Genomic DNA, 24,673 nt, shown 5'->3' with positions numbered 1-24,673 from the left:
ATATTTATGTTAAAAATTATTGATATTTCTTGTTTTGTTGATCAGAAACAGATCTGCCAATACAAATGCCGCAAGGCTTTCCACTACCGGAACCGCTCTTGGAACCACACAAGGATCATGACGTCCTTTTCCTTCTACGATTACAGGATTTCCGTCTTTATCAATGCTGTCCTGAGGTCTTAGAATAGTGGCCACAGGTTTGAAGGCTACACGGAAATAAATATCCATTCCGTTGGAAATTCCACCCTGGATACCTCCGGAAAGATTCGATTTTGTAGTGAAATCTGTATTGAAAGCATCATTGTGCTCTTTTCCGGTCATTTTAGCACCGCAAAAACCGCTTCCATATTCAAAGCCTTTGCAGGCATTGATATTCAGCATTGCTTTTGCAAGTTCAGCCTGTAGTTTTGAAAATATAGGTTCACCAATTCCCACAGGAACATTTTTAATTACACAAGTGATTGTCCCTCCAATAGTGTTACCTTCTTTTTTGATTTCTTTGATTCTTGAAATCATCTTTTCAGCTGTTTCAGCATCAGGACAACGAACATCATTGCTTTCCGTTTGGGAAAAATCTAAAGCCTGATAAGGTTTTTCACAGAAAATATCACCAACGGAAGAAACGTAAGCATTGATCTCAATGTTTGGTAAAAGCTGCTTGGCAAGTGCTCCGGCAACCACCCAGTTCATGGTTTCTCTGGCAGAAGATTTTCCACCACCACGATGGTCTCTGAAACCAAATTTCTGGTCATAAGTGAAATCTGCATGGCTTGGGCGATATGCCCCTGCGATATGATCATAATCTTTTGATTTCTGATTTTCGTTTTCAATGACAAAACCAATTGGGGTACCTGTTGTTTTTCCATCAAAGATTCCTGAAAGAAACTTTACTGTGTCACTTTCTTTTCTTTGAGTAACAATTGCTGACTGGCCAGGTTTTCTCCGGTTCAATTCGTATTGAACTTTATCGAGATCTACCGTTAAACCTGCCGGAAAATTAGTGATGATACCGCCATAAGCCACTCCGTGACTTTCTCCAAATGTTGTAAGACTAAGAAGATTACCTAATGTGTTGAACATAGTACAAAATTACCTTTTTTTCTTCAGATAATAAAGTTTCTGGATTTGTTCTATTTATCACTGTTTTTGATATTATTGATAACCTTTTGGGCCTCTTTTTTTTCTTCTGGAGTCATTTTTTTCCAGATAAATCCTTTTTTGAGATCATTTCCTTCCAAAAGCTGGGGAAAAATTCCTGCTTTTACATCATCAAAAATATAGAACGGGGTAACTGCAGGAAGAGGAGTATCAAAACTGTAAGGGTAATTGTGAGACACGTTAAATTTAAAATTCCCGACTTTAAATGTATTAAACTGATGATATTCGTAAGTTGAGGGCTTGTAGAGCTGTTCTTTTTCAAATCCTGTCATAAAGCTTCCCACTCTGAAACTCGGAATATATTTTTGTATCAATGCAGGAAAGGATAACATTGAAATGAAAAATAAGCTTAAAACTGAAAAAATAATAATGGATTTCTTCTTATTAAAATATTCATTAAACATAACAAAGACTACCACGAAGAAAACATCTATAAAAAATCTGTATTGAGCGGAAAACGCAAGGATCAATATACTTTTTATCAATAATGAAATACAGATCATCGTGATGAGTTTTCTTTTTTTGATCCAGGCAAATACAGAAAAAACAACTAAGCTTAAAACAAAAAGAATATTAATCTTTGATTTGATTCCTTCCAGAGAAAACCAGTTTTTAATATAATCTGCTGTTGAAAATTTTTGAATTTCTTCATACGTATACTGCATATCATAGGTTTTCATGATGGCAAACTGTGACGAAATTTTTAAAACCTCCGGATTCGGTTTCCAGGATACACCCAAATCGCCCATTGCTACAGGAAAAACAGGAAAACCAAATGTCCATATATTTTTAATAAAGAATAGCAAAAGAATCAGAATTCCTAAAAGTAATGGTCTGAAATTGTTTTTGAAAATAAAAACGGAGCTCAAGAATACTAATAGGGGCAGCCATATCATGGTAGGTTTTATAGCAAAAACAAAAACTGAAAAAGCAAAAAGAAGCGTAGTATTTCTGTTTCCGGCTATGAGTTCAGTTAAGATAATCAGTGAAAAAATAATGACAGGAAGGTCCGGGCTTGGAGATTGTGAAAACAATAATAAAACCGGTAGGAAACAAAGGTGTATCCAGTTTTTTCTTTCGATGATATAAATGGTGTAAACAATAAGTAATACAGCATTGATTCTTAAAAAAGGGTCAGAAAAATTGGAAAATCCAGCCTGAAAAATATGCCAGACAGACATTTGTCCCAGCGTGAGATCTACATTTGAAATTCCTTTTACCAGTCCATATTCTGTAAGCCATTGGATGGTGGGGATGTAATACCCAAAATGATCTAATATATAAGGATAATAAGAACCCGAGAGTATGATAATAAGAGTTGCGGCACTGAAGAGTGTGAAATCTTTCTTTGAAAACTGGTAGAACTCCTGGTAGAGTTTGTTTTTAGAAAAAAAGAATAATCCCAAAAGTATCGAGACTGTTTCTACATAGATATTTAAAGGATAAAAAAAAGAAATAAGTGTCCATATCAGACTTGTTCCCAGAATTCCGGATAGGATTTTTCCTGAGATTCCCTCAAATAAAATCCCTGATATATTTTCCATGATTTTCCCCCAACCCATTAAGACAGGAATGATGAGAATTGAAGAAAACAGAATCAATAGCATAAAAAAAGATTGCTTAAAAATAAGCAATCTTTATATTTATTGTGAAAATATTTATTAACGGGGTTGTACCCTTCCGTCTTTTCTATCTTGTGATCTACCAATAGTATATCCTGTTGCACCTCCTACAACACCACCAATTACAGCTCCAAGTCCTCTGTTTTTCTTAGCGATAAGGGCTCCGGCAGCAGCCCCACCTACAGTACCAATGACGGTTCCCTTAGCAGCTTTGCTCCACCCTTTTTTCTGAGTAGTTCCCTGTGAGGTTCCACTTCCGTTATTAGCATAACTTCCGTTGCTGCTTCCTGATGAACCGGAATTTGAGTTTCGGTCTCTATATACTGTTCTTGTTTCTCTGATCACTTGTGGTCTTGAATTATTTTCAGCAGCAGCTCTTGCCTTTTTGGTTTCAGATATGCTGTCTGCTTTTTTCTGAGCTTCATAGACCATCTTTTCTTTTTCAATAGCCAGTTTTTGTTTTTCTATTTCAAGTTGTCTGGCCTGAAATTCAAGTTTCTGTACTTCCAGTGACTTCTCTGCAGTTCTGTCATCTTTCTTGCAGGCCGTCATCAAAAGAACGGATAAAAAACCTGCTAATACTATCTTTCTCATAATTCAAATTTTAATAAGATAAAGCCAAACGACTTTGATTTAATTGTATTTTCAATTATGAAGCCAAAATTTAGTTAATGAGTGTTAAAATTGATCAGAGAAAAGTGAATTAATTTTAAATACTGTTCACTTTTCTATTATTGATGGGGATTTTATGCGTTTGGTATTGAAATTTGATTTTATGTTAAAAAAATCTTCAGAAAAGAAAAATTACTACTTAAGTAAATGTATCATTCTATTTTAGACCGTTCCGGAATCTGGATTTGTAAATTTTAGTTCATTGATAGTTTTTACTCAATTCATATAAGTTAACTATTTTTGAGTACCAAATTACTTTTTAATATGAAAAAATCAATTTTTACAGTATCAGCATGTATCGGATTGCTAGCTGTTGTAACATCATTTTCCTCCACGGAAATAGTAGAGAATAGTAAAAACTGTTCGGAGATAGCCGATACTGCACCAAAGGCTCAGACTTATAAGATTCGTTATGGTCTTCTTTCAAAAAGCGGGACGAAAATTCTTTCCGGAAATTATGATGTAGGAAGTTTTCTTGCTGAAAACATGGTTACCGGAGAGGTGTATGATACCTATTACAGTGGTGGATTTCAGTCGGTGCCACAATATTATGAAGGTCTTCCTGCGGGAACTTATACCTTTTCTGCTATGCAGGGACAAGGGGGCTGGGTAGGGTATGGAACTGTAATGGCTACGGTTTCGGACGCACAGGTAGATTCTGATGGATATATTACAGTGTATATTCCGATCATTTGGGAGGAATAGGTCTTGTGAGCGAAAAAATATTTAACTAAATTTACCCTTTCCGAAAATGAGTATTTTTTTAATTATTAAATGATTATTTGCAATTTTTATTTTGTTTTTAAAGATTTTATATTGAATAAAATTTAAATAATTGCTATAATCATATAAATTATTATTAATTCAGCCTTCGGGATGCCGTTTGATTCTTAATAAGTATTCATTCTCTGTTTCTCTATTGTATTATATTCTGAAAAAATGTAATAATTATAGTTGTATTGAATGATTCTACGATATTCTGTTTGGATTTTTCTAAATAGATTTTTTTCATCATTTGTGTTTTTTAGGCCTCCTAATGGAGGCCGTTTGTGTTCATTAAGTTTTATGATTCTGCTCATATAATAATTGGTAGAGAGATGGTAACTTTGAGTATAAGAACATTTTCATTCCATATTTTATCAAAAAGACTCTTCGTTTCGAAGAGTCTTTTGTTTTTATATATTATCTAATTTGACTTTTATTTTACTGATTAACCGGTGCATTTTTTTAGTCTGATACCTGATAAGGCTGTAGATTTCCTGTGAACTGGTGAAAACCTCAGGAACAGTCTGGTTATTGATGGTTTTTATTCCCCGTCTTTTCATTGTATCATGTATTACTCTGGCAAACGATTCTTTTGCGCTTTGTTTTGCATTATCCTGGGATATTCCATCAGAATGCAGCCTGTACAAGTATAGAGGTTCTTTGATGAATTTAGCTTCTCCCTGTTCAAGTATTTTTAAATAGAGATCCTGATCTACCGCATTTTTCAGATTAGGATTAATTCCAGTTGTTCTTAAGTAAGTCTCTTTTTTAAATGCAAAGAAATGAGCAAACTGAATGGGGCAGTTGAAAAAATGGCGGTTATTGTAAATCTGCTTGGTACCGGCATACACTCTTTCAGGGGTGAGGTTTTCATCACATAGCATCATTTGGGAATAAACGGCTGTAAGATCATCTCTGTCAACAAATTCTTGAGCTGTTTTTTCCAATGCTTCCGGATAAAGTGCATCATCAGGGTCCAGGTAGGCACACAAATCTCCCTGGGCATATTTCATACAGGCAGCTTTTGTAAAGCCACAACCTTTATTCGTTGCATTATGATAGAGTCTGAAGCGGGAATCATCCTTGATAAGAGATTGTATAATTTCTACGGAATCATCTGTAGAGGCATCATCAACAATAATCACCTCCCAGTTTCCATGGGTTTGACTGATTAATGAATCATAGCATTCCTTGAAATACTTTCCATTATTATAGTTGGCTATAAGTACAGAAAAAATTATCACGTTGTTTTGAATTAATGCTGCGAAATTATAAAATAAGATATGTGGAAAATATTACTATGATCATAGGATATCTGATATTTTTTATTATATTTTGAAATCTATGAGTGTGAATTATACCTTATAATACTGTTTTTCAGGGAATCAGTTTGGGGATATTTGAGAAGAGCCGAAGAATAGGAATTAAAACGGCATTGTTTATTGTCTTTTTTTGAGAAATATTGTCTGCTGGCGGGATAGCTTACTATTTAAAAGTAATAAAAATTTTATGACTGTACTCATAAAATAAAAAAAAAGAGTGGTATATCTTTGGTTAAGAATTAATAGATAAAATAATTTTTATCTCTGATATAAAATTTTTTTTCATCATTTGTGTTTTTTGAGGCCTCCATTTTTTTGGGGGCTTTTTCATATAAATAATGTCAAAATGTTTTAAAGATCAAAGAGTATTCTGCCATCAAAAGGGGTATCCCAAATGATGAATACTTTATTATTTGATCTTCGCAGGGGAGCCTGAATGACCTCATAGTCTCCTTTTTCGGTTAATCTTTCTACAATAAGATCAGAGCCTTTACCTATTTCATTTACGGTATACTCCAACTGATATTCTTTTTCATTGCTTTTCGTAAAATCTTCTTTACTAAAAATTATTTGTGCCATGATGATTTAAATTTATTGGATTGATTTATATGAAGAATAAATTATGCCAATTTGGTATTGATTTCTTTTTCACTGACTAAATATTTGAAAATTTTTATTTTCTGAATATGACTGGTATATTATCAAATTGTAAATTATTTTATTTTTAATATTTTTACCGGCATGTTGGATTTTTTTTAATTAATTATAATTAATTATGAAGTGCTTTTTAAAGCATCAATAAAATCGGTTTAAAATGCTGAAATTGTAAAATGGAAACCATCAGAGTAAAATTCTTTTTTTTCTCAGAATTGGCATTCTTGGCACGATTTTTCAATATAGAAATGTAACTCATGTTTAATTTGAGTTTTCATGGTTATTAGTTTTTATCCTCGGAATTTCCGAGGATTTTTGTTTTACTATGACGCTGCTTATAAAAGTAAATTGATCAACCCTTTATTTTTGAGTAAGATAATTTTCTATCCATATTTTTTTGCATTTACTATCAAGCTCTTCTCTGATCTGGAAGTGCTTGTTTTGTATTATTAAAAAAGGAAAATTCACATTATAAATAAAAAGCCATAAAGATTGAATAACGCGTGGAAGAGTACTGTTAAGATAAAACTGTAGGTATGGACGTATTTGTTGTAGTATATATAAAGGTTATTTAAAATAATACCTCCAAAAAATGTCATAACAATATATAGCCAATTATAATAATGCATTGACGCGAAAATGATACTCATAATGATTATGCAAAATGCTTTATTGTTGAGCTTTATCCATTTACTTAAGATCAAGTAGGGGAGATACTGAAATAGAAAAGTCTCCAGAAAGGGGGCAATGAATATGGCAATGAAATTTAATTCATCTTTTGAAATATTAGTATGTTTATTCTGATTTACGTCGAAATGAAAATAGACATCATTAATGTAATTAAAAAAATATCCATTCAAAAGGGCAAGGGCAAATGAAATGATGAAGAAGATTACTGTTTTTTTCATAAGTAATTTTGATGATAAAAAAAGAATGGAATATTTGAAAAAATTAAAGATATGAAAACAAAAAAACCTCTAAGTTATTTAGAGGTTTTTTCTGAGGTACCTAGCGGATTCGAACCGCTGTAGATGGTGTTGCAGACCACTGCCTAGCCGCTCGGCCAAAGTACCATTTTTACCATTTTTGAGGTGTGCAAATATAGTAAAATTTCTTTATGAACAAAAGTTTTTAAGCAATTTCTTTCTTTCCAAGAGCCTCGATTTCGCTTTTTGCTTGAATTTCAGCCTGATAATTTTTGATGTTAATTACTCTTGTATAGCTCCAGCTATCGTGCCATCCGTTTACTCCAAGGAATGATAGTCCGTCAAAAGGAACAATTCTGGAAAGGCTTCTGAGAATAATTTGTCGGGTAGTTGGTTTTGTACCATCTGTACTGATAACTTTGGTTCCTGTAATATACTTTGCAACGGTTCTCCCATCTAAATAGTTTTCCATTAAAAAGTAATAAAGACAATAATTGAAATTTCCAATAAAGAATTGCCATAATATATTTCCATTACTATACAGGTAGAAAAACTCAATTGAAGTTACTTCATAAAGAAAATTAGAAATAATAGAGAGGATATAATTAATAACATATAGTATTATAAAATCCAGGAAATTATTGGCAAGCCTCATCCATGATGAGGCCTTATTATATTCAACAATATTTAGAATTCTTTTCATGGTTGATTATTAGTTTTTTTAATGGTTAGTTTTATTTAATGTGTTTAAAATCCGTTGACCAGTAATTTTAATGAGGCATTTGTGTCAATAACGGCTGTAATTCCGGTATTGCTGAGTAGAATTTTACTAGGTTTCAGGTTGAATACTTTCCCGTTCATCTTTAACCCTTTATAGTATTCTTTATTAAAAGCTTCTTCAATACTTTTTCTTGATGTTTCTTCCAGTTCCTGAGTTGGAATACCATATTCCTCTTCAATCATTTTTACAATTTTCCCTTGAAACAGGAGAGAAGCTGTTTTTTGAAGAAAGTTATTCGTTTTCAGTTTAAATTTGGTCTCTGATAAAACAATTTTTCTTTTTGCATCATCATACACCGGAATTCCGGAAATAATGGCTGTACCTTTTATATAACCGTCGGTCTGAGCTTCAATAACCACTCTGTTATCAACGCCATATACTCTTATGTCAGTTACTTTCACTTTAGAGTCACGAATATCAAACTCCTTATTCAGGAAAGTTTTTCTTGCCATATTGCTTGCCTCTGTAAAAGGGATATTGGCCGTAGTTTGTAAAATAAACTTATCTGCAACAGTAGGAGTGGAGTTGAAATTAGCAACACTGGTTACCGGTGAAGAAGCTGCTGGTTTATTTCCTGTAAAGGTTTCGGAATAAATATCAACACCAAGCGTAGCATTGATCTGGTTTCCATAAAATTTCAAAGGAGTAATGTTGACTCCCACGGGGCTTACCTTCAGCCATGTATTATACTCTTCAGAGATATTGAAAGGCTGCAAAAATGTATTCCAGGCCATTAAGGCATATTGCTGGAAATTCAGCTGTGTAGCCATTTGTTGATCTATTGTCTTACAGAATTTTTCCTGCTGTTCTTTTAAGCTTTTTTCAACAATAGAGGTAATGGGAATCTGTATTCTTCCGTAATCAAGAACGGGTTTTGTTACCCACCTGAAGCCATTGGGCTGTGTATTGGTAGTAATGGTCCAGTTATTTTTAAAAGTAACGGTTGTATTGAATGACATTACAGTTTCAAAGGTAGTATTCTGATAAGTATATACTCCCAGAGTTCCGATTCCTTTTTCTGCCCATATTTTTAACGGAACTTCAATCAACAGATTCTGACTGGTTCCGCCTACAAGACGAATAGGCCTGGTTTTCCATACTTTTACTTTAAACTGATCATTATTATTGTCTGTATAGGAGTCATCCTGGTAAACAAGTTCTTTCACAGAAGCATTAATCATATTGCTCAGTTCCGAAAGAGGAATGGTCACAGGCATCGTAATACTGGACTTTATCTTTGGAAAGTTATAAGCTGCCAGCTGATTATCAACGTTGGTCTGGCCAAAAACGCTGATACCTGCTACTAAAAATAATATTTTAACGAATTTCAATTTGTATGTTTTTTAATAAACGAAAATAAGAATTTTAATTTTCCGGTTTAAAGCTCTTTTCCAGCTCAATACTGGCACCTGTCATTTCTCCCTGCATAGGTGGGGCTGTTTTGGTAATTTTTAATTTAATATAATCAATCTGTGGAAAGCTGTTGTGGATTGTTGAGATTATTCTTCCTGCTACATGTTCCAGTAATTTGGATTTTATTTTCATTTCCTTGTGAAGAATATCGTTGATATCTGCATAGCTTATGGTATCATGCAAATCATCGGATGCTGCAGCTTTCCACAGATCAGTATGAAGTTCTACATTCAGAATATAATACGTCCCGATAATGTTTTCTTCAGGAAGTACGCCATGGTACGCATATATTCGTACATCTTCAAGATATATTTTGCTCATTGCCTCATATTTTATGAAGCAAAAATCGTCTTAATTCTTCAAAATCTGAATTTATTTCTACAGTTTTTTTCTCCTTTTTCATAAGCTCATTCAATGAATCCGGAATTTCAATCTGAGTATGGATTGCTTTTTCCACAGCATCGGCGAATTTTACAGGGTGCGCAGTTCCGAGGATAAATCCTTTTTGTCCTGGATTTTTCTGCAGATATTGTTCCATTGCAGCAAATGCGACAGCACTGTGAGGTTCCAGAATATATCCGTATTTCTCATAGACTTCCGAGATGGTGCTCATTGTTTCGTCATCATCAATGGAATATGCAGATATTTTATTTTTTAAAGCATCAAACTCATGTCCGAAAAGTTCCAGGATTCTCACAAAATTGCTCGGATTTCCTACATCCATAGCATTGGATAAAGTAGCAACGGCTTTTTGAGGCTGATAATTCTGAGTTTTAAAATAATCAGGAATTACATGATTGGCATTACAGGCCGCAATAAAATGACTGGCAGGCAGCCCTCTGAAATGAGCCAGCAGCCCGGCACAAATATTTCCGAAATTTCCGCTTGGTACACAGATTACTGGATGTTCCTTATGGTTTTGGATCCATTGCTTTAATGCGATTAAATAATAAATCTGCTGGGGAAGCCATCTTGCAACGTTGATAGAATTAGCAGACGTCAAAAATAACTGGCTGTTGATTTCTTCATCCGAAAAAGCCTGCTTGACAAGATTCTGACAATCATCGAAACTGCCATTGATTTCCAATGCTGAAATATTTTCGCCCAATGTAGTCAACTGTTTCTCCTGAACCGGGCTTACTCTGTTTTTAGGATACAGAATAACCACATTAATTTGTGGGATTTTATAAAACCCATGGGCAACAGCGCCTCCGGTATCTCCGGAAGTTGCCACAAGAACAGTAACTTTTTTTTGTTGATCTTTCAGAAAATAAGACAGACAGCGGCTCATGAATCTCGCACCGATATCTTTAAAAGCCAGAGTAGGACCATGGAACAGCTCGAGTATAGAGATCTGTTCATTGATTTTGATCAGGGGAATTTCAAAACTGACAGTTTCAGCAACAATTTCTTTTAGAATTTCCAAGGGAATTTCATCTCCGACAAAGTCTTTCATACATTGATAAGCAATCTCTTCATTAGAATACTGATGAAGATTTTGAACAAATTCTTTGTCAAGCTGTGGAATGTTTTCAGGGAAAAACAATCCTTTTTCTTTTCCCTGACCTTTTATTGTCGCTTCTCTGAAGTCAATTTTTTCCAGAGAATCTTTTAAGTTATAATATTTCATTTCTGTTTTTTATGTTAAGCTTCTTCAACAAGTTGAATGCCTTTTGGGTTTATTTTTGAAACGTACACAAGACTTTCTATTTCAATCTCATCATAGACTGATTTCATCATCTGAGCCATTTTTTCTGCTGTTTCCTTTTGTTCAGACAGCATAAAAATAGAAGGCCCTGATCCTGATATTCCTCCTCCCAAAGCACCTAATTGTAAACTTTTCTCTTTTATTTTATCAAATTTTGGAATCAGAATACTGCGGATAGGTTCTATAATAACATCGGTAAGACTTCTGCCAATCAACGGTAAATCATTTTTCTGAATTCCTGCTACAAGGCCTGCTATATTTCCCCATTGTTCTACTGCACTTTTTAAAGTGATATTTTTCTTTAATATCTGCCTTGCATCTGAAGTCTTGACTTCTACCTGCGGATGTACTGCTGTAACAAATAAATCAGGACTGTTCAGCGGAATGATATCAATTGGATTGGTGGATTTTACCAGGGTAATCCCGCCATAGATACATGGAGCAATATTATCTGCATGTCGTACGCCCGAAGCCAGTTCTTCTCCGAACATGGCAAAATGAACCATTTCTTCTTTTGATAACTTGTTTCCTAATAATATATTGGCTCCAAAGGCGGCTCCGGCGGCACTTGCCGCACTGGAGCCGAGCCCGCTTCCGGGCTTTATATGTTTACGGATAATCACTTCAAAACCATTCTTCAGATTAAAATATTCCTGAATTTTTAAAAGAACAATACCTGCAACATTACCGGTGGGTTCTTCAGGAAGTCCGAAGGAATCGGTATGTTTTATAATGATTTCGGGAGTTTCCAATAATCTGAATTCCATCTCATCATAGGGATCATGGACAGCCATTCCCAGAATATCAAATCCGCAGACCAGATTGGCAACAGTAGCCGGGACTTTTAATTTTACTTTTTTCATAGTTGTATTTTAAATAGAACGTATAATATCTGCAAAAACTCCGCTTGCCGTTACATCAGCTCCGGCCCCGGCTCCTTTTACGACCAAAGGCTGCTCGGAATATCTTAGGGTTTTAAAAATGACAATATTGTCTTTGCCATAAAGATGAAACAGATCACTATCGGGAGCAATATGCTGTAAACCTACTTTTGCTTTTCCATCTTCAAATTCTGCTACATATTTTAAAATTTTGCCCTCATTTTCAGCATCATTCAATAAGTTTTTAAAATAGTCTTCATTGGCTGTAAGTTTTTCATAAAAATCACCAACGCTTCCGTGCATGCATTCTCCAGGAAGAAAACCTCTGTTTTCAATTTCTTCAAACTGAAGAGGATATCCGGATTCTCTTGCCAGTATCAAAATTTTTCTTGCGACATCTGTTCCCGACAAATCAAGTCTTGGATCCGGTTCTGTATAACCTTCCTGCTGGGCCTGGGCTACGACTTCAGAAAAAGTTCTGCTTCCGTCATAATGATTAAAGACAAAATTTAATGTTCCGCTCAATACTGCCTGAATAGACTGAATTTGGTCACCACTATTGATTAAGTCGTTGATGGTTCCTATCACCGGAAGCCCCGCTCCTACATTCGTTTCAAAATAAAAATTGCAGTTGTGGTTTCTTGCTGTATTTTTTAAAGTTTTATATTTTTTAAAATCTGAAGAGGCTGCAATTTTATTACAGGCCACGATATTCACGCTTCTTTTTAATAAACTTTCATAAATTTCAGGTACATCAGAACTTGCAGTTACGTCTACAAAAACAGAGTTTCTCAAGTTTCGGTGGATAATCTCTTCAGCAAACCCCAGAGCGGAAGCTTTTTCGCCTTGCTCATCCCAGATAAGGTAATCTTCCTGTGATATTCCTTTATCTGAAAATATCATATGACGGCTATTGGAAATTCCTGCAATTCTAAGATTGACTAAAAAGTTTTCTCTTAGATATGCATTCTGGTCATAGATCTGGTGGATCAGTTTTGACCCTACATTTCCTGTTCCGCAGATGTAAAGATGAACCTGTTTTATTTCAGACTCAAAAAATTCTTCATGAAGTACATTCACAGCTTTTTTACTGTCCTTTTCTGAAATAACAATACTGATATTTCTTTCTGAAGATCCCTGAGCAATGGCTCTTACATTAATCCCGTTATTTCCAAGACATCCGAACATTTTCGCATTCACATCACTTCTGCTTTTCATGTTTTCTCCAACCAAGGCCACAATGGAAAGTTCTGTTTCAATTTTTACCGGGTATACTCTTTTCAGATTGATATCATCCGCAAAAGAAGAATTGATTGCATATTCAGCACGTAAAGCTTCTTTTTCTTCAATTGCAATTGTTATAGAATGTTCGGAAGATCCTTGTGTGATCAGGATTATGTTGATTTTTTCCTGACTTAAGCACTGGAATAATTTTGCTGAAATACCAGGAATTCCTATCATACCGCTTCCTTCCAGTGTGAGTAACGCAATACTGTTCATATTTGAAATTCCTACCGCAATCTGCTTTTCATTTCCTGAAGATTTCAGTTGATGAGAAATTAAAGTTCCCTGTGCTTCAGGATCAAAAGTATTCTTGATCATCAGGTCTATATTTTTTACCATAACAGGCTGAATGGAAGGTGGATAAAGCACTTTTGCTCCGAAATGGGATAATTCCATTGCTTCATGATAAGAAATTTCTGAAATAGGTTTCGCATTGGAAGCCAAACGTGGATCAGCTGTCATCATGCCGCTTACATCGGTCCAGATCTGAAGTTCTTCTGCATTAATAGAGGCGGCTATAATGGAAGCTGTGTAATCAGAGCCGCCTCTTCCTAATGTTGTTGCATTATTTTTTTCGTCACGGGCTACAAAACCCGGAGCTACAATAATACGGTTCTTATTTTCATTCAGAAAATTGATAATATTGCTTTCTGTGCATTGAAAATCTACTTTTGCATTGGTGAAATTACTGTCTGTTCTGATGAGGTCTGCTGAATTCATCCATATACAGTCTAGCCCTTCATGCCGGAGTCTTGCCGCTATAATTTTTGAAGAGAGAAACTCTCCATAAGAAGCTATTCTGTCTTTTATTCTGTAGGTCAGTTCACCAAGAACAGCAATTCCGTTGCAAAGATCTTCAATATCATTGAAATGCTTTTTTACAAAACTTAGCAAAGAACTTTGCTCTGTGATGGGAACAAGATCTTTGATCAGACTGATATGTTTTTCTTCAAGATTCTGAATCATCTGAATATAGTTTTCATCTTTTACAGAAGCATATTCTGCTGCTCTGATCAGTTGGTCGGTAACACCATGAAGTGCTGATACAATAACAACTATTCTGCTTTTTAAAGATTCATCTTTTATGATTTTTTCCACCAGGAGGATATTCTGAGAATGAGCGACTGATGTTCCGCCGAATTTTAAAACTTTCATCATTTATTTTTTGAAGTTGGATATAACGAAGTGACTACTCTTTAGAAAAAGAGTACGGGTACCGGAAATAATATGTGAAAATTTACCCCGTTATGGGGTAGTTGTTGTAGTTGTGAATACAGAAACAGAAGACATGCCTGAAATAGGTGATTTCAGGGCAGAAATATCAGATATGTTTCTTAATAGATTCATTGTAACAGAACAAATGTACAACTTATTTTGAAACAGCCAAGTTTTTTAACATAATAAAATATATTTCCTTTTTTAGAGATATATTTGTTGTAATTGATTAAAAATGTTACATTTATAACATTAACTAATAACGAAATAATCATGAAAAATCTAAAGAAATTGAACCGCCAAAACCTAAAATCAATCGGTGGAGGAAATGTAAACAATTGTTTTGAGAACTGTCCTGCCGGACCATACGGGCCGGGTGAACCAAGATCATGTGCTGATTATCATGCCTTACCAGAATGTTGTAAAGGAAGAGTACTGGTAAGTATTGAATGCTTTGATCGTCCTTGATTTCAAATAACGTAAAGACAAAGAATATTCTTTATTTCTAATATTAAAATTAAGCGCTATGAAAACCATTAAGAAATTATCACGTGAAGAGAAGAAAAGTATCACTGGAGGATTTACCGATATTCAGATTGAAGCCTGTGGTGGTGAACAATTTGTATGTTTCCGTGGAGGGGGAAAATGGGGATGCTGGCTGAAACCGGGAGGAACCTGTTATGCACCAATGCTGTAAGTATTGTTGATTAAATGAAAAAAATCAAAAATTTAATTTAAAAATTAAAACTACATGAATAACTCTAAAAAATTAAACAGAGAAAATTTAAGATCTATTATTGGTGGTGTAGGAGACAGCTGTGCTGTTGATCTTGATTGCGGACCAAAAGGTTGTGCAGTATGTACAGATTTGAAAGGGCGTAAGGTCTGTCTTTATTTTTTTCCTTATGATCCGTCTATTCCTGGAAGCTGCATGGTTCTGGAAGGTTAGAAAATATCGTATTTAAAAAACATCAATTTATTGTAAAATATACAATCAAAATTTAATTTAAAACTACTATGAAAAATTTAAAAAAATTAAACAGAAAAGAGCTTGAACAATTAAATGGTGCAGCAGGTCCTTCAAGATGTGCAGGATGCCCGCAACATGCTACATTTGGAGATGGTCCGGAATATCAGTATCCATGTTCTGCTTATCAGGGACTTCCTGACTACTGCAAGATGTGCGTATTAGTAAGTATGGAATGTGTGGATGGGGGAGTTTCTTAAAAGATAATCAGACTTTTATGAAAAATTTAAAGAAACTGCACAGAAGTGATTTGAAACAGATGAAGGGAGCTGGTGTATCAAGATGTGAAGGTTGCCCTACCCATCTGGTGTTTGGACCAGGCTCTTCAAACGACCCATCATGTGAGGCATACTGGACATTGTCCGAGACTTGCAGGATGTGCGTTGTTGTAAGTGCAGATTGTTTTGTCACAATCACTGCAGACTAACAATAAAAAGGGCTGTCTCAAAAGTAAATTCTTTCAGAGACAGCCTCTTTATTTATTTTATGCTTTTTGAAAGATCAAGCATCGCCTCAATAGGTTTTAATGCTTTTAATCTTAATTCTTCATCGATAAGAATTTCCGGAAGTTCATACTTCATACATAAGTATAATTTTTCCATTGTATTGCGTTTCATATAGAAACATTCTGAGCAGTTACAGCTTTCGTCAAAAACCAATGCAGGAATCAGTTCCTTGTGAGGAGCACGTTTTCTCATTTCGTGAAGAATACCTTCTTCTGTTGCAATGATGAATTTCTGACAGTCGTCTTTTTCTACATAATTCAATAGCGCAGAAGTAGAGCCGATAAAGTGAGCCAGTTTCAAAACGGCTTCTTCACTTTCAGGATGTGCAATCAGTTTGGCATCCGGATTGTCAGCAAGCTGCTGGGCAATTCTTTCCATTGAAAATGCTTCGTGTACTATACAGCTTCCATCCCAAAGGATCATGTCACGGCCTGTCTTCTTAGATAAATATCTTCCCAGGTTTTTGTCTGGTGCGAAAATGATTGGTCTGTCTTTCGGAAGTGCTTCTATTACGGTTTCAGCATTTGAACTGGTTACGATGATATCACTTTCTGCTTTAGTTTCAGCATTACAGTTAATGTAAGTTGCAATTAAAGCATTCGGGTGTTGTTCACGCATTTTTCTTAACCCCTCTCCGGAACAACCGTCTGCCAGAGAGCATCCGGCCATGGTATCAGGAAGAACTACTTTTTTAGTTGGGTTCAGAATTTTAGCCGCTTCCGCCATGAAATGAACGCCGCAGAATACAATCATGTCAGCATTCGTATCTTTTGCCTGTCTTGCCAGCTGTAAGGAATCTCCCAGGAAATCTGCGATATCCTGAATCTCTCCCGGCTGGTAGTAATGGGCAAGAATAACAGCATTTTTCTCCTCTTTAAGTTTAAGAATGGCTTTTACCAGTTCTTCTCCCTGAGGAATAGCTATATCTTTTATATCCAGAAATCCTCTGACAGGAATTGCAGATTTAGCTTTTTCTAATGTTTCGGTACTCATATCAACCTCAATTTTTTATTATCAGAAGTTGGAGGTTAGAAATTAGAAGTTAGATTTTGAGAGTATTTGATTACTTCCATCTTCGGGCTTCCATCTTCCAGCCATTAATTACTGATAAAACTTTTTATTAAACTTTCTATTTCTTTTTTAGCTACATCAAGATCGGTATTAATCACGATCTTATCAAACTCGCTGGCGTAGGACATTTCTTCTTCTGCCTTTGCTACACGGGTTTTTATGGTTTCTGCATCATCTGTATTTCTGAAGATCAATCTTCGTTCCAATTCTTCAATGGAAGGCGGTTCTATAAAAATAGACAGGGCTTTTTCACCGAAATATTTTTTTAACGAAATACCTCCTTTTACATCTACATCAAAAATAACAACTTTTCCCTGATTCCAGATTTTTTCTACTTCAGATTTTAAAGTACCGTAATATTTGTCAGTATACACTTCTTCATATTCTACAAAGGCACCTTCGGAAATTTTCTGTCTGAATTCATCAGGTGTCAGAAAATGATAATCTACTGCGTGAACTTCACTTCCTCTCGGCTGTCTCGTGGTACATGAGATTGAAAAATTCAGTTCAGGAAATGTTTCCAGTGAATGTTTTACCAATGTAGTTTTTCCGCTCCCTGATGGTGCTGAAAATATAATTACTTTATCCATTTTTTACAATTTCAGTTACGGGTTTCGAATTACGGAGTCCATTGTTAGGAATTACAACCACGCATCTCGTAACTCGTACCTATCATTACAATACATTTAACGTTTGTTCTTTAATTTTTTCCAGGTCATCCTTCATCATCACTACCAGTTTCTGGATTTCTGCATGATTGGCTTTAGAACCTAATGTATTGATCTCTCTTCCGATTTCCTGAGAAATAAAGCCCAGTTTTTTCCCGTTGAAAGATTCATTATCCATTACTTCTTTGTAATATTTCAAGTGCTGGGTAAGTCTTACCTTTTCTTCAGAGATGTCAAGCTTTTCAGTGAAATAGGCCATTTCCTGGTAAAAACGCGTTTCATCTACATTTTCAAATTCTTTCAAAGATTTCTGATAACGTTCTTTCACGCTGACAATTCTTTCTTCCTCAAAAGGAATCACTTCTCCAAGATATTTGTCAATATTCTGAATATTCCTGTTTAATTCTTCATGCAGAATGCTGCCTTCAGTTCTTCTGAATTCTTCAAATCTGTCTACGGCATTATTAACAATTTTTGCCAATGCTTCCCATTCTCCTTCTGTAAGTTCATCAGGTCTTGAGGAGATGGCATCAGGAAGTCTTACCGCCATTTTAAGGTATTCGAAATCGGGACCGTCAGAAGCTATGGTTTTAAGCTCTTTGATATATGAGTCAATTAAATTCTTATTGATTTTTACATCATTAGACTCTTCAAGGTTCTCAATATTAACATAGCAGTCTACTTTTCCACGGATAATTCTATCATTAAGAATTTTTCTGATTTCAAATTCTTTTTCTTTATAACGTAAAGGAATTTTGATATTCAAATCAAAGCTCTTGCTGTTCAGTGATTTAATATCTATTGTAATTTTTTTTCCTTCAAAAACATCTTCGGCTCTACCGAATCCGGTCATTGATAAAATCATAGTTTTTTATTGTTCTACAAAGATAAACATTTAAGTCTATAGTTTGGCTAATGTTGAATGGCTGGAAGATGGAGCAGGAGGTGGGGAAGATTGTTTTAATATAGATTATATATAATTTTAACTTCCAGCCTCAGGCTTCCATCTTCTGGCAAATTAAATAAACTCATTTTCGTAAATTAGCGCTGTGAAAAAGAAAAACTTGATTTCTGTAGTAGGACCCACCGGAATTGGTAAAACGAGATTGGCAATTGATCTGGCTCAATATTTCAATACAGAGATTATTTCCTGTGATTCCCGTCAGTTTTTTAAAGAAATGAAAATAGGAACCGCTGCACCATCTGAAGAAGAACTGGCTGCCGCACCTCATCATTTTATTGGAAATCTTTCAGTTGAAGACTATTATTCTATCGGTCAGTACGAAGAAGATGCGCTTCAAAAACTCAATGAACTTTTTACTACGCATGACACCGTAATTCTTGTTGGTGGCAGCATGATGTATGAAAAAGCTGTAATAGAAGGTCTGCATGATCTGCCTGAAGCCAATACTGAAAACCAGGAAAAACTTCATACCATCATGGAGCAAGGGGGAATAGAAAAACTTCAGGAAATTTTACAGGAACTCGATCCCGAATACTTCAGTGTGGTGGATATTCATAATCATCGCAGGCTTTTGCGTGCCATAGATGTGATCTGGCAAACGGATACAAAATATTCCGAATTGATTGCCGTATCTCAGGATTCAAGAGATTTTAATGTCATCAGAATCGGAATAGAAGCTCCAAGAGAAGAATTATATGAAAGAATCAATCACAGAGTGGATATTATGATGGAGAATGGTTTGCTGGATGAGGTGAAAGGTCTTGAACCATTCAAAGATCTGACTGCTTTAAATACGGTAGGCTATGCAGAATTATTCAAATATTTTGATGGGGAATGGGATCTTGATTTTGCGGTTTCAGAAATTAAAAAGAATAGCCGTAGGTATGCCAAACGTCAACTGACATGGTACAGAAAGGCTGATGATATTCATTATTTGCAGTTGGGATATTCTCAAAATGATTTTGATGATTTGCTGAAATGGATTGCGGAGGAGTTTGAAAAGTAAATACTTTTACATTATTAAACGACTTTAGAAGCTTTGAAAATATAGATTCCTACGGAATGACATAGTGTATGGATAAGCTAAGCGTACAGTTTGTCATTCTGAAGAGGAAGAATCTCATCAATTATTTTTAAAGATTCTTCATTCCACTGTGTTCCTTTCAGAATGACAGTACAGTCTTATAGAACAAAAAATGCGGTCCAAAAAGAACCGCATCTTAAAACAAATATAATTTAATTTACTACTTCCAACCGCCGCCTAAAGCTCTGTATAAATCTACAATGCTGCTTAATCTCTGTCTTTTAATGGAAGCCAGATTCAACTCTGCCTGTAGGGAGTTTCCCTGTGCTGTAATCACTTCCAGGTAATTGGCTGAACCTCCTTTGTAAAGAAGTTGTGCACTTTTAATTCCGTCCTTCAAAGTGGTTGCCTGTTCGGCAGCTTTTTGTTCCTGAGCTTTTAAGTTTTCATTGGATACCAAAGCATCTGAAACCTCACCTACAGCATTTAATACTGACTGACGGAATGCCAGAACATTTTTCTCTCTTTGAATTTTTGCTACTTCCAGATCTGTTTTCAGCTGTCTTTTCTGGAAAATAGGCTGGGTAAGTCCTCCTAAAACAGATCCGAATAACGAAGCCGGAATCTGAAACCAGTTATCAAATTTGAATGAATTCACGCCTCCGTTGGCTGTAATCTTCAATGCAGGATACATATTGGCCTGAGCAATTCCTACACTAGCATTCGATTCCAGTAAAACAAGCTCCTGCTGACGAACGTCCGGCCTTCTGCTTACCATAGCTGCAGGAAGTCCTGCGGAGATATTCTGAGGTAAGGAAGTATCAGACATTTCAATAGTTCTGTTTACTTTATTAGGCAGTTCTCCCACCAGAATACTCAATGCATTTTCCTGAATAGCAATATTCTGCTCCAGCTGAGTAATCAAAAGCTCTGTTGCCTGTTTCTGTGCTGCGGCCTGCTGTACTCCTAAAGAGGTATTGTCACCGCTTTCCCACATTTTTTGTGTGATCATTAGGGTATTGCTGCTTAGCTCCAGATTCGATTTTGCAATAGCTAATTGTCTGTCAAGCATCAAGAGGTTATAATATCCCTGTGCAATAGCTGCTACTACCTGAGTCTGAACTGCTTTTGAGCCTTCATAAGTCTGAAGATACTGCATTCTTGAAACTTCCTGCTGGTTTTTAATTTTTCCCCAGATGTCCGCTTCCCATGAAAGGTTGAAGGCTGCATTGTAATCTTCAACATGGTTTTGTCCTAAAAATGAATTTAAGCTTTTTCCATTCATACTGTTTTCCGAAGGTTTTGAAATTTGTGCAGAAACAGCGAAACCTACATCCGGATATTGCATATATTTTGCCTGTTTCAGTTTTTCCTGTGAAGCGGCAACCTGCTTTAATGCAATCTGCAGGTCATAATTATTTTTAATTCCTTTTTCAATTAATCCCTGTAAAATAGGATCGCTGAAGAACTGTTTCCACTCCAGATTGGCTATGCTGGCCGTATCTGCAGTTGCGGTGTACTGGAATTTTTCCGGAAGAGGAAGCTCTGGCTCCGTATATGCCAGTTTTGACACACACGAAACAGAGCCTATGGCCACCGCAAATGTTAGAATAATATTTTTTACTCTTTTCATAGTTTTTTAACTTTTAATTGAATACAAAACTTAGAGAGGTTTCGTTTATGCAAAAATTGTCTTTAGTAGGAGAAAATAGTTAGCTTTTTAAACCATTAAGAACATATAGGAGAATAGTTAACCCTTTGTGATCTTAAAATTTCTCTAAGTTTTTGTAATTCATTTTTTATTAGTGACTAGCAGCTAAAAGTTCTTCTTCCATTTGTTTTTTCAGAAGTCTTTTCTGTTTTCTGCTTGGCATTTTTTCATGCAGGTACTGGAAGATCACATACATCACCGGAATAATAAAAATCCCGAATATTACTCCTGTAAGCATTCCTCCTACGGTACTGTATCCGATAGAGTGATTTCCTTTTGAAGAGGCACCTTGTGTCCATACCAGCGGAAGCATCCCTACGATGAAGGCAAAAGAGGTCATTAAGATTGGTCTTAAACGCAGTCTTGATGCCTGAAGTGCAGATTCAATCAAAGTTTTTCCTGCTTTTCTTCTTTGTACGGCAAATTCTACAATCAGGATGGCATTCTTAGCCAATAGCCCGACAAGCATGATCAATCCTACCTGAACGTAGATATTGTTATCAATTCCTGCCAGTCCTGTGAAGGCAAATACTCCAAAAATCCCTGTTGGAATCGTAAGAATAATGGCAAAAGGAAGGATATAACTTTCATACTGAGCCGCGAGCAAGAAGTATACAAACAGAATACTTAAGAAGAAAATAAATGCAGTCTGTCCGCTTGTTTTGATTTCTTCACGGGTAATCCCTGTCCATTCATATCCATATCCTCTTGGAAGGGATTGCTGAGCAACTTCTTCTACCGCTTTGATGGCATCTCCGGTACTGTATCCAGGTTTTGGAGTTCCGTTAATGGTTACTGCATTGAAAAGGTTATTTCTTGTTACCGTTTCAGGTCCGAAAGATCTTTTTAAGGTAACCAGTGTTTTCGCTGGAACCATTTCTCCTGATTTATTTTTTACATAAATTCCTTCCAGAGAGTTGATGTCGGTACGGTAAGGAATATCTGCCTGTGCCATTACTCTGTAATACTTCCCGAATCTGTTGAAATCTGATACAAAGCTACTTCCGAAATAAATCTGCATGGTCTGCATCAGTTCTGTTACAGAAACTCCCAGCTGATTGGCTTTATCAGTATCCACATCAATGGTGTACTGAGGGTTTCCAGCAGCATAAGTCGTAAAGGCAAATGCAATTTCAGGTCTTTTCATCAGCTCTCCAATGAATTGTTGGGTAGTTGTTCCCAATTGTTCAAAAGAACCATTTGTTTTATCCTGAAGCATGAATTCAAATCCGGAAACGTTACCGAAACCTTGTACAGTTGGGAAGTTGAAGAAAAATGCATTGGCATCTTTCACCTGGCTTACCTTTCCTGTTAAAGTTCCTGCAATCTGATCAGGATCCTTCATTTCACCGCGTTTGTCATAATCTTTAAGCTTAATGAAACCTGCAGAATATGGAGACGCATTGGCATTACTGATAAAGTTCATACCATCTGCTACCCAAAGGTGATTAGTGGCTTTTTCACTGTTGATAATTTTATCAATTTGTGCTGTTGCTCTGTGCGTTCTTTCCAGTGAACTTCCCGGAGGAGTATTTACTGCATACAATACGAATCCCTGGTCTTCCGTAGGGATAAATCCTGACGGTGCTTTTTTGATCAGGAAGACACTTGCTGCTGTAATGACTACAAGTCCTCCTACTGCAACCCATTTATTTTTAATTAAAAACTTAAGGCTGTAGATATATTTTCTGGTCATGCTGTTGAAGCTGGCATTAAATGCATTAAAGAATCTTGCTCCAAAACCTTTTTTATGACCGTGCTCACCATGTTCTCCCTGAGGATCATTTAAGAACATTGCACATAACGCCGGACTTAACGTCAATGCGTTTACTGCTGAAATTAAAATTGCAATTGCTAAGGTAAATGCGAACTGTCTGTAGAAGACCCCAGCAGGTCCCTGCATGAATCCAACCGGAATAAATACGGCACACATTACCAAAGTAATGGAAATAATAGCTCCTGAGATTTCACTCATTGAGTTCATTGTAGCATGTTCTACAGGCATTCCTGTCTGTTCCATTTTAGAATGGACAGCTTCTACCACCACAATGGCATCATCCACTACAATACCAATGGCCAGAACCAATGCAAACAGCGTAAGCATGTTGATACTGAAACCAAAGAGCTGAAGGAAGAAGAATGTTCCGATGATCGCCACCGGCACTGCAATAGCTGGAATTAATGTAGATCTGAAATCCTGAAGGAAAATATATACTACAATAAATACCAGAATGAAGGCAATGACTAACGTTTCCACAACCTGATGGATAGATGCATCCAGGAAGTCTTTGGAGTTATACATGATAATGGGTTTTACACCTTTTGGAAGGGTAGTTTCCATTACTTTCACCTGACTTTCAATTTCGGTAAGGATTTCATTCGCATTGGAACCTGCGGTCTGTAAAATGGCAAATCCGGCAACCGGTTTCCCATCTACTCGGTTTGTTGCAGTATAAGTATAAGAACCGAATTCTACTCTCGCTACATCTTTTAATCTTAAGAAAGAACCATCACTGTTTGCTTTGATAGCGATGTTTTCATAGTCTTCATTCTTATTCAGTTTTCCTTTGTATTTAAGGATATACTCGTAAGTTTCCTTACTTCCCTGTCCCAGACGACCAGGGGCTGCTTCAAGGTTATGGTCTTTAATGGCTCCAAGCACTTCCTGAGGAGAAAGGTTGTTGGCGGCCAGGCGATCCGGTTTCAGCCAGATTCTCATAGAGTAATCCCTTGTACCAAATACCTGAGCCTGTGCAACTCCCGGGATACGCTGTATCTGTGGAATAACATTAATTTTCAGGTAGTTTTGAAGGAATAATTCGTCATATTGTTTTTCATTTTCACTGGTCAGACCCATGAACATGATCATACTGTTCTGTACTTTCTGTGTTGAAATCCCGGCCTGTACAACCTCTTGAGGTAATTGGCTCATTGCTTTCGATACACGGTTTTGTACGTTTACAGCTGCATTATCAGCGTCAGCGCCCTGTTTGAAGAAGACACTCAGTGTCATTGTACCGTCATTACTGGAATTTGAGGTCATATACGTCATATTCTCAACTCCGTTCACGGCTTCCTCAATCGGGGTGGCAACCGAACGTGCTACAACCTCCGCGTTGGCTCCCGGATAGAATGCTGTTACCTGTACACTCGGTGGGGCGATGTCCGGAAAGAGGGCAATCGGTAAATTAAAGAGAGACAGGGCTCCCAATAATAAGAGTATTATGGAGATGACCGTTGAAAGGACCGGTCTTTCTATAAATTGTTTTAACATAAGAAGTTTATTTTTTTAAGTCTTCTG

The 24,673-nt window shown here is 36.1% G+C and carries 23 protein-coding genes and 1 tRNA gene; 6 read left to right on the top strand and 18 right to left on the bottom strand.

The window, feature by feature from the left end; genetic code table 11:
* Window positions 1-9: 9 nt before the first annotated feature.
* The 3 genes from aroC to FW781_RS08635 form a co-directional block, all read right to left on the bottom strand.
* Window positions 10-1,080: a chorismate synthase gene (gene aroC, locus FW781_RS08645; RefSeq protein WP_149387032.1), complete on the bottom strand. Its 1,071-nt coding sequence runs from the start codon at window positions 1,078-1,080 to the stop codon at window positions 10-12.
* Window positions 1,081-1,130: 50 nt separating this feature from the next.
* Window positions 1,131-2,702, bottom strand: coding sequence for an LIC_10190 family membrane protein (locus FW781_RS08640; protein ID WP_228720160.1), 1,572 nt, complete (start codon window positions 2,700-2,702; stop codon window positions 1,131-1,133).
* Window positions 2,703-2,819: 117 nt separating this feature from the next.
* Window positions 2,820-3,374, bottom strand: coding sequence for a YMGG-like glycine zipper-containing protein (locus FW781_RS08635; protein WP_149387030.1), 555 nt, complete (start codon window positions 3,372-3,374; stop codon window positions 2,820-2,822).
* A gap of 342 nt (window positions 3,375-3,716) precedes the next feature.
* Here FW781_RS08635 and FW781_RS08630 point away from each other — a divergent pair, with 342 nt between their 5' ends.
* Window positions 3,717-4,157 (top strand): hypothetical protein, encoded by a 441-nt coding sequence (locus FW781_RS08630; RefSeq protein WP_149387029.1) that lies wholly within the window; start codon window positions 3,717-3,719, stop codon window positions 4,155-4,157.
* A 470-nt stretch (window positions 4,158-4,627) separates the two neighbouring features.
* Here FW781_RS08630 and FW781_RS08625 read toward each other — a convergent pair whose 3' ends face one another.
* From FW781_RS08625 to thrA, 10 genes are all read right to left on the bottom strand, one after another.
* Window positions 4,628-5,461: a glycosyltransferase family 2 protein gene (locus tag FW781_RS08625; RefSeq protein ID WP_149387028.1), complete on the bottom strand. Its 834-nt coding sequence runs from the start codon at window positions 5,459-5,461 to the stop codon at window positions 4,628-4,630.
* A 429-nt stretch (window positions 5,462-5,890) separates the two neighbouring features.
* Window positions 5,891-6,118 carry a glutathione synthase gene (locus FW781_RS08620; RefSeq protein WP_149387027.1) on the bottom strand — a complete coding sequence of 76 codons (228 nt, stop codon included), beginning with the start codon at window positions 6,116-6,118 and terminating at the stop codon, window positions 5,891-5,893.
* Between the two features lie 539 nt (window positions 6,119-6,657).
* Window positions 6,658-7,101, bottom strand: coding sequence for a CPBP family intramembrane glutamic endopeptidase (locus FW781_RS22810; protein ID WP_149387026.1), 444 nt, complete (start codon window positions 7,099-7,101; stop codon window positions 6,658-6,660).
* A 94-nt stretch (window positions 7,102-7,195) separates the two neighbouring features.
* A tRNA-Cys gene (locus FW781_RS08610) sits at window positions 7,196-7,266 on the bottom strand.
* A gap of 58 nt (window positions 7,267-7,324) precedes the next feature.
* On the bottom strand, window positions 7,325-7,822 hold the full coding sequence (locus FW781_RS08605; RefSeq protein WP_149387025.1) for an RDD family protein: 498 nt from the start codon (window positions 7,820-7,822) through the stop codon (window positions 7,325-7,327).
* Between the two features lie 44 nt (window positions 7,823-7,866).
* Window positions 7,867-9,231 carry a DUF4403 family protein gene (locus FW781_RS08600; RefSeq protein ID WP_149387024.1) on the bottom strand — a complete coding sequence of 455 codons (1,365 nt, stop codon included), beginning with the start codon at window positions 9,229-9,231 and terminating at the stop codon, window positions 7,867-7,869.
* 34 nt (window positions 9,232-9,265) lie between these two features.
* The gene (folB, locus tag FW781_RS08595) at window positions 9,266-9,634 is read right to left on the bottom strand and encodes a dihydroneopterin aldolase (protein WP_149387023.1); all 369 of its coding nucleotides are present in this window, start codon (window positions 9,632-9,634) and stop codon (window positions 9,266-9,268) included.
* Between the two features lie 4 nt (window positions 9,635-9,638).
* Window positions 9,639-10,943 (bottom strand): threonine synthase, encoded by a 1,305-nt coding sequence (gene thrC, locus FW781_RS08590; RefSeq protein ID WP_149387022.1) that lies wholly within the window; start codon window positions 10,941-10,943, stop codon window positions 9,639-9,641.
* Window positions 10,944-10,957: 14 nt separating this feature from the next.
* Window positions 10,958-11,884, bottom strand: a complete 927-nt coding sequence (locus FW781_RS08585) for a homoserine kinase (protein ID WP_149387021.1) — start codon at window positions 11,882-11,884, stop codon at window positions 10,958-10,960.
* Between the two features lie 9 nt (window positions 11,885-11,893).
* On the bottom strand, window positions 11,894-14,341 hold the full coding sequence (gene thrA, locus FW781_RS08580) for a bifunctional aspartate kinase/homoserine dehydrogenase I (protein ID WP_149387020.1): 2,448 nt from the start codon (window positions 14,339-14,341) through the stop codon (window positions 11,894-11,896).
* A 333-nt stretch (window positions 14,342-14,674) separates the two neighbouring features.
* Here thrA and FW781_RS08575 point away from each other — a divergent pair, with 333 nt between their 5' ends.
* The 4 genes from FW781_RS08575 to FW781_RS08565 all read left to right on the top strand — a co-directional run bounded on the left by FW781_RS08575 (window position 14,675) and on the right by FW781_RS08565 (window position 15,628).
* Window positions 14,675-14,869: a bacteriocin-like protein gene (locus FW781_RS08575; RefSeq protein WP_149387019.1), complete on the top strand. Its 195-nt coding sequence runs from the start codon at window positions 14,675-14,677 to the stop codon at window positions 14,867-14,869.
* Window positions 14,870-14,927: 58 nt separating this feature from the next.
* Window positions 14,928-15,098, top strand: coding sequence for a bacteriocin-like protein (locus FW781_RS22395; protein ID WP_156118488.1), 171 nt, complete (start codon window positions 14,928-14,930; stop codon window positions 15,096-15,098).
* 54 nt (window positions 15,099-15,152) lie between these two features.
* Complete coding sequence (locus tag FW781_RS08570; protein WP_149387018.1) at window positions 15,153-15,350, top strand: hypothetical protein; 198 nt, start codon at window positions 15,153-15,155, stop codon at window positions 15,348-15,350.
* Window positions 15,351-15,418: 68 nt separating this feature from the next.
* Complete coding sequence (locus FW781_RS08565; RefSeq protein WP_047379010.1) at window positions 15,419-15,628, top strand: bacteriocin-like protein; 210 nt, start codon at window positions 15,419-15,421, stop codon at window positions 15,626-15,628.
* A gap of 279 nt (window positions 15,629-15,907) precedes the next feature.
* Here the strand turns inward: FW781_RS08565 and nadA are convergent, their stop codons facing one another.
* The 3 genes from nadA to FW781_RS08550 form a co-directional block, all read right to left on the bottom strand.
* Complete coding sequence (gene nadA / locus FW781_RS08560; RefSeq protein WP_077419045.1) at window positions 15,908-16,927, bottom strand: quinolinate synthase NadA; 1,020 nt, start codon at window positions 16,925-16,927, stop codon at window positions 15,908-15,910.
* 104 nt (window positions 16,928-17,031) lie between these two features.
* The gene (gene gmk / locus FW781_RS08555) at window positions 17,032-17,595 is read right to left on the bottom strand and encodes a guanylate kinase (RefSeq protein WP_149387017.1); all 564 of its coding nucleotides are present in this window, start codon (window positions 17,593-17,595) and stop codon (window positions 17,032-17,034) included.
* Between the two features lie 85 nt (window positions 17,596-17,680).
* Entirely contained in the window at window positions 17,681-18,538 is an 858-nt protein-coding gene (locus tag FW781_RS08550) for a YicC family protein (RefSeq protein ID WP_149387016.1), read from the bottom strand.
* Between the two features lie 184 nt (window positions 18,539-18,722).
* Here FW781_RS08550 and miaA point away from each other — a divergent pair, with 184 nt between their 5' ends.
* The gene (gene miaA / locus FW781_RS08545) at window positions 18,723-19,643 is read left to right on the top strand and encodes a tRNA (adenosine(37)-N6)-dimethylallyltransferase MiaA (protein WP_149387015.1); all 921 of its coding nucleotides are present in this window, start codon (window positions 18,723-18,725) and stop codon (window positions 19,641-19,643) included.
* A 238-nt stretch (window positions 19,644-19,881) separates the two neighbouring features.
* Here the strand turns inward: miaA and FW781_RS08540 are convergent, their stop codons facing one another.
* Both FW781_RS08540 and FW781_RS08535 read right to left on the bottom strand, forming a co-directional pair.
* Window positions 19,882-21,294 carry an efflux transporter outer membrane subunit gene (locus FW781_RS08540; RefSeq protein WP_149387014.1) on the bottom strand — a complete coding sequence of 471 codons (1,413 nt, stop codon included), beginning with the start codon at window positions 21,292-21,294 and terminating at the stop codon, window positions 19,882-19,884.
* A 169-nt stretch (window positions 21,295-21,463) separates the two neighbouring features.
* Complete coding sequence (locus FW781_RS08535; protein ID WP_149387013.1) at window positions 21,464-24,646, bottom strand: efflux RND transporter permease subunit; 3,183 nt, start codon at window positions 24,644-24,646, stop codon at window positions 21,464-21,466.
* Between the last annotated feature and the right edge of the window lie 27 nt (window positions 24,647-24,673).

It is taken from the genome of Chryseobacterium panacisoli (assembly GCF_008274625.1).
Taxonomy (GTDB): domain Bacteria; phylum Bacteroidota; class Bacteroidia; order Flavobacteriales; family Weeksellaceae; genus Chryseobacterium; species Chryseobacterium panacisoli.
Note: the sequence above shows the minus strand (reverse complement) of the source record. Positions and strands in the feature narration are given on the sequence as shown.

Bases quoted from the DNA above. Each gene is read 5' to 3' on its own strand.
- FW781_RS08550 (WP_149387016.1), bottom strand. From the start codon at position 18,538: ATGATTTTATCAATGACCGGATTCGGTAGAGCCGAAGATGTTTTTGAA.
- FW781_RS08535 (WP_149387013.1), bottom strand. From the start codon at position 24,646: ATGTTAAAACAATTTATAGAAAGACCGGTCCTTTCAACGGTCATCTCC.
- FW781_RS22810 (WP_149387026.1), bottom strand. From the start codon at position 7,101: ATGAAAAAAACAGTAATCTTCTTCATCATTTCATTTGCCCTTGCCCTT.
- FW781_RS22395 (WP_156118488.1), top strand. From the start codon at position 14,928: ATGAAAACCATTAAGAAATTATCACGTGAAGAGAAGAAAAGTATCACT.
- FW781_RS08570 (WP_149387018.1), top strand. From the start codon at position 15,153: ATGAATAACTCTAAAAAATTAAACAGAGAAAATTTAAGATCTATTATT.
- folB (WP_149387023.1), bottom strand. From the start codon at position 9,634: ATGAGCAAAATATATCTTGAAGATGTACGAATATATGCGTACCATGGC.
- thrA (WP_149387020.1), bottom strand. From the start codon at position 14,341: ATGAAAGTTTTAAAATTCGGCGGAACATCAGTCGCTCATTCTCAGAAT.
- aroC (WP_149387032.1), bottom strand. From the start codon at position 1,080: ATGTTCAACACATTAGGTAATCTTCTTAGTCTTACAACATTTGGAGAA.
- FW781_RS08605 (WP_149387025.1), bottom strand. From the start codon at position 7,822: ATGAAAAGAATTCTAAATATTGTTGAATATAATAAGGCCTCATCATGG.
- FW781_RS08640 (WP_228720160.1), bottom strand. From the start codon at position 2,702: ATGGAAAATATATCAGGGATTTTATTTGAGGGAATCTCAGGAAAAATC.
- FW781_RS08635 (WP_149387030.1), bottom strand. From the start codon at position 3,374: ATGAGAAAGATAGTATTAGCAGGTTTTTTATCCGTTCTTTTGATGACG.
- FW781_RS08620 (WP_149387027.1), bottom strand. From the start codon at position 6,118: ATGGCACAAATAATTTTTAGTAAAGAAGATTTTACGAAAAGCAATGAA.
- FW781_RS08565 (WP_047379010.1), top strand. From the start codon at position 15,419: ATGAAAAATTTAAAAAAATTAAACAGAAAAGAGCTTGAACAATTAAAT.
- FW781_RS08630 (WP_149387029.1), top strand. From the start codon at position 3,717: ATGAAAAAATCAATTTTTACAGTATCAGCATGTATCGGATTGCTAGCT.
- FW781_RS08585 (WP_149387021.1), bottom strand. From the start codon at position 11,884: ATGAAAAAAGTAAAATTAAAAGTCCCGGCTACTGTTGCCAATCTGGTC.
- FW781_RS08540 (WP_149387014.1), bottom strand. From the start codon at position 21,294: ATGAAAAGAGTAAAAAATATTATTCTAACATTTGCGGTGGCCATAGGC.
- gmk (WP_149387017.1), bottom strand. From the start codon at position 17,595: ATGGATAAAGTAATTATATTTTCAGCACCATCAGGGAGCGGAAAAACT.
- FW781_RS08575 (WP_149387019.1), top strand. From the start codon at position 14,675: ATGAAAAATCTAAAGAAATTGAACCGCCAAAACCTAAAATCAATCGGT.
- thrC (WP_149387022.1), bottom strand. From the start codon at position 10,943: ATGAAATATTATAACTTAAAAGATTCTCTGGAAAAAATTGACTTCAGA.
- nadA (WP_077419045.1), bottom strand. From the start codon at position 16,927: ATGAGTACCGAAACATTAGAAAAAGCTAAATCTGCAATTCCTGTCAGA.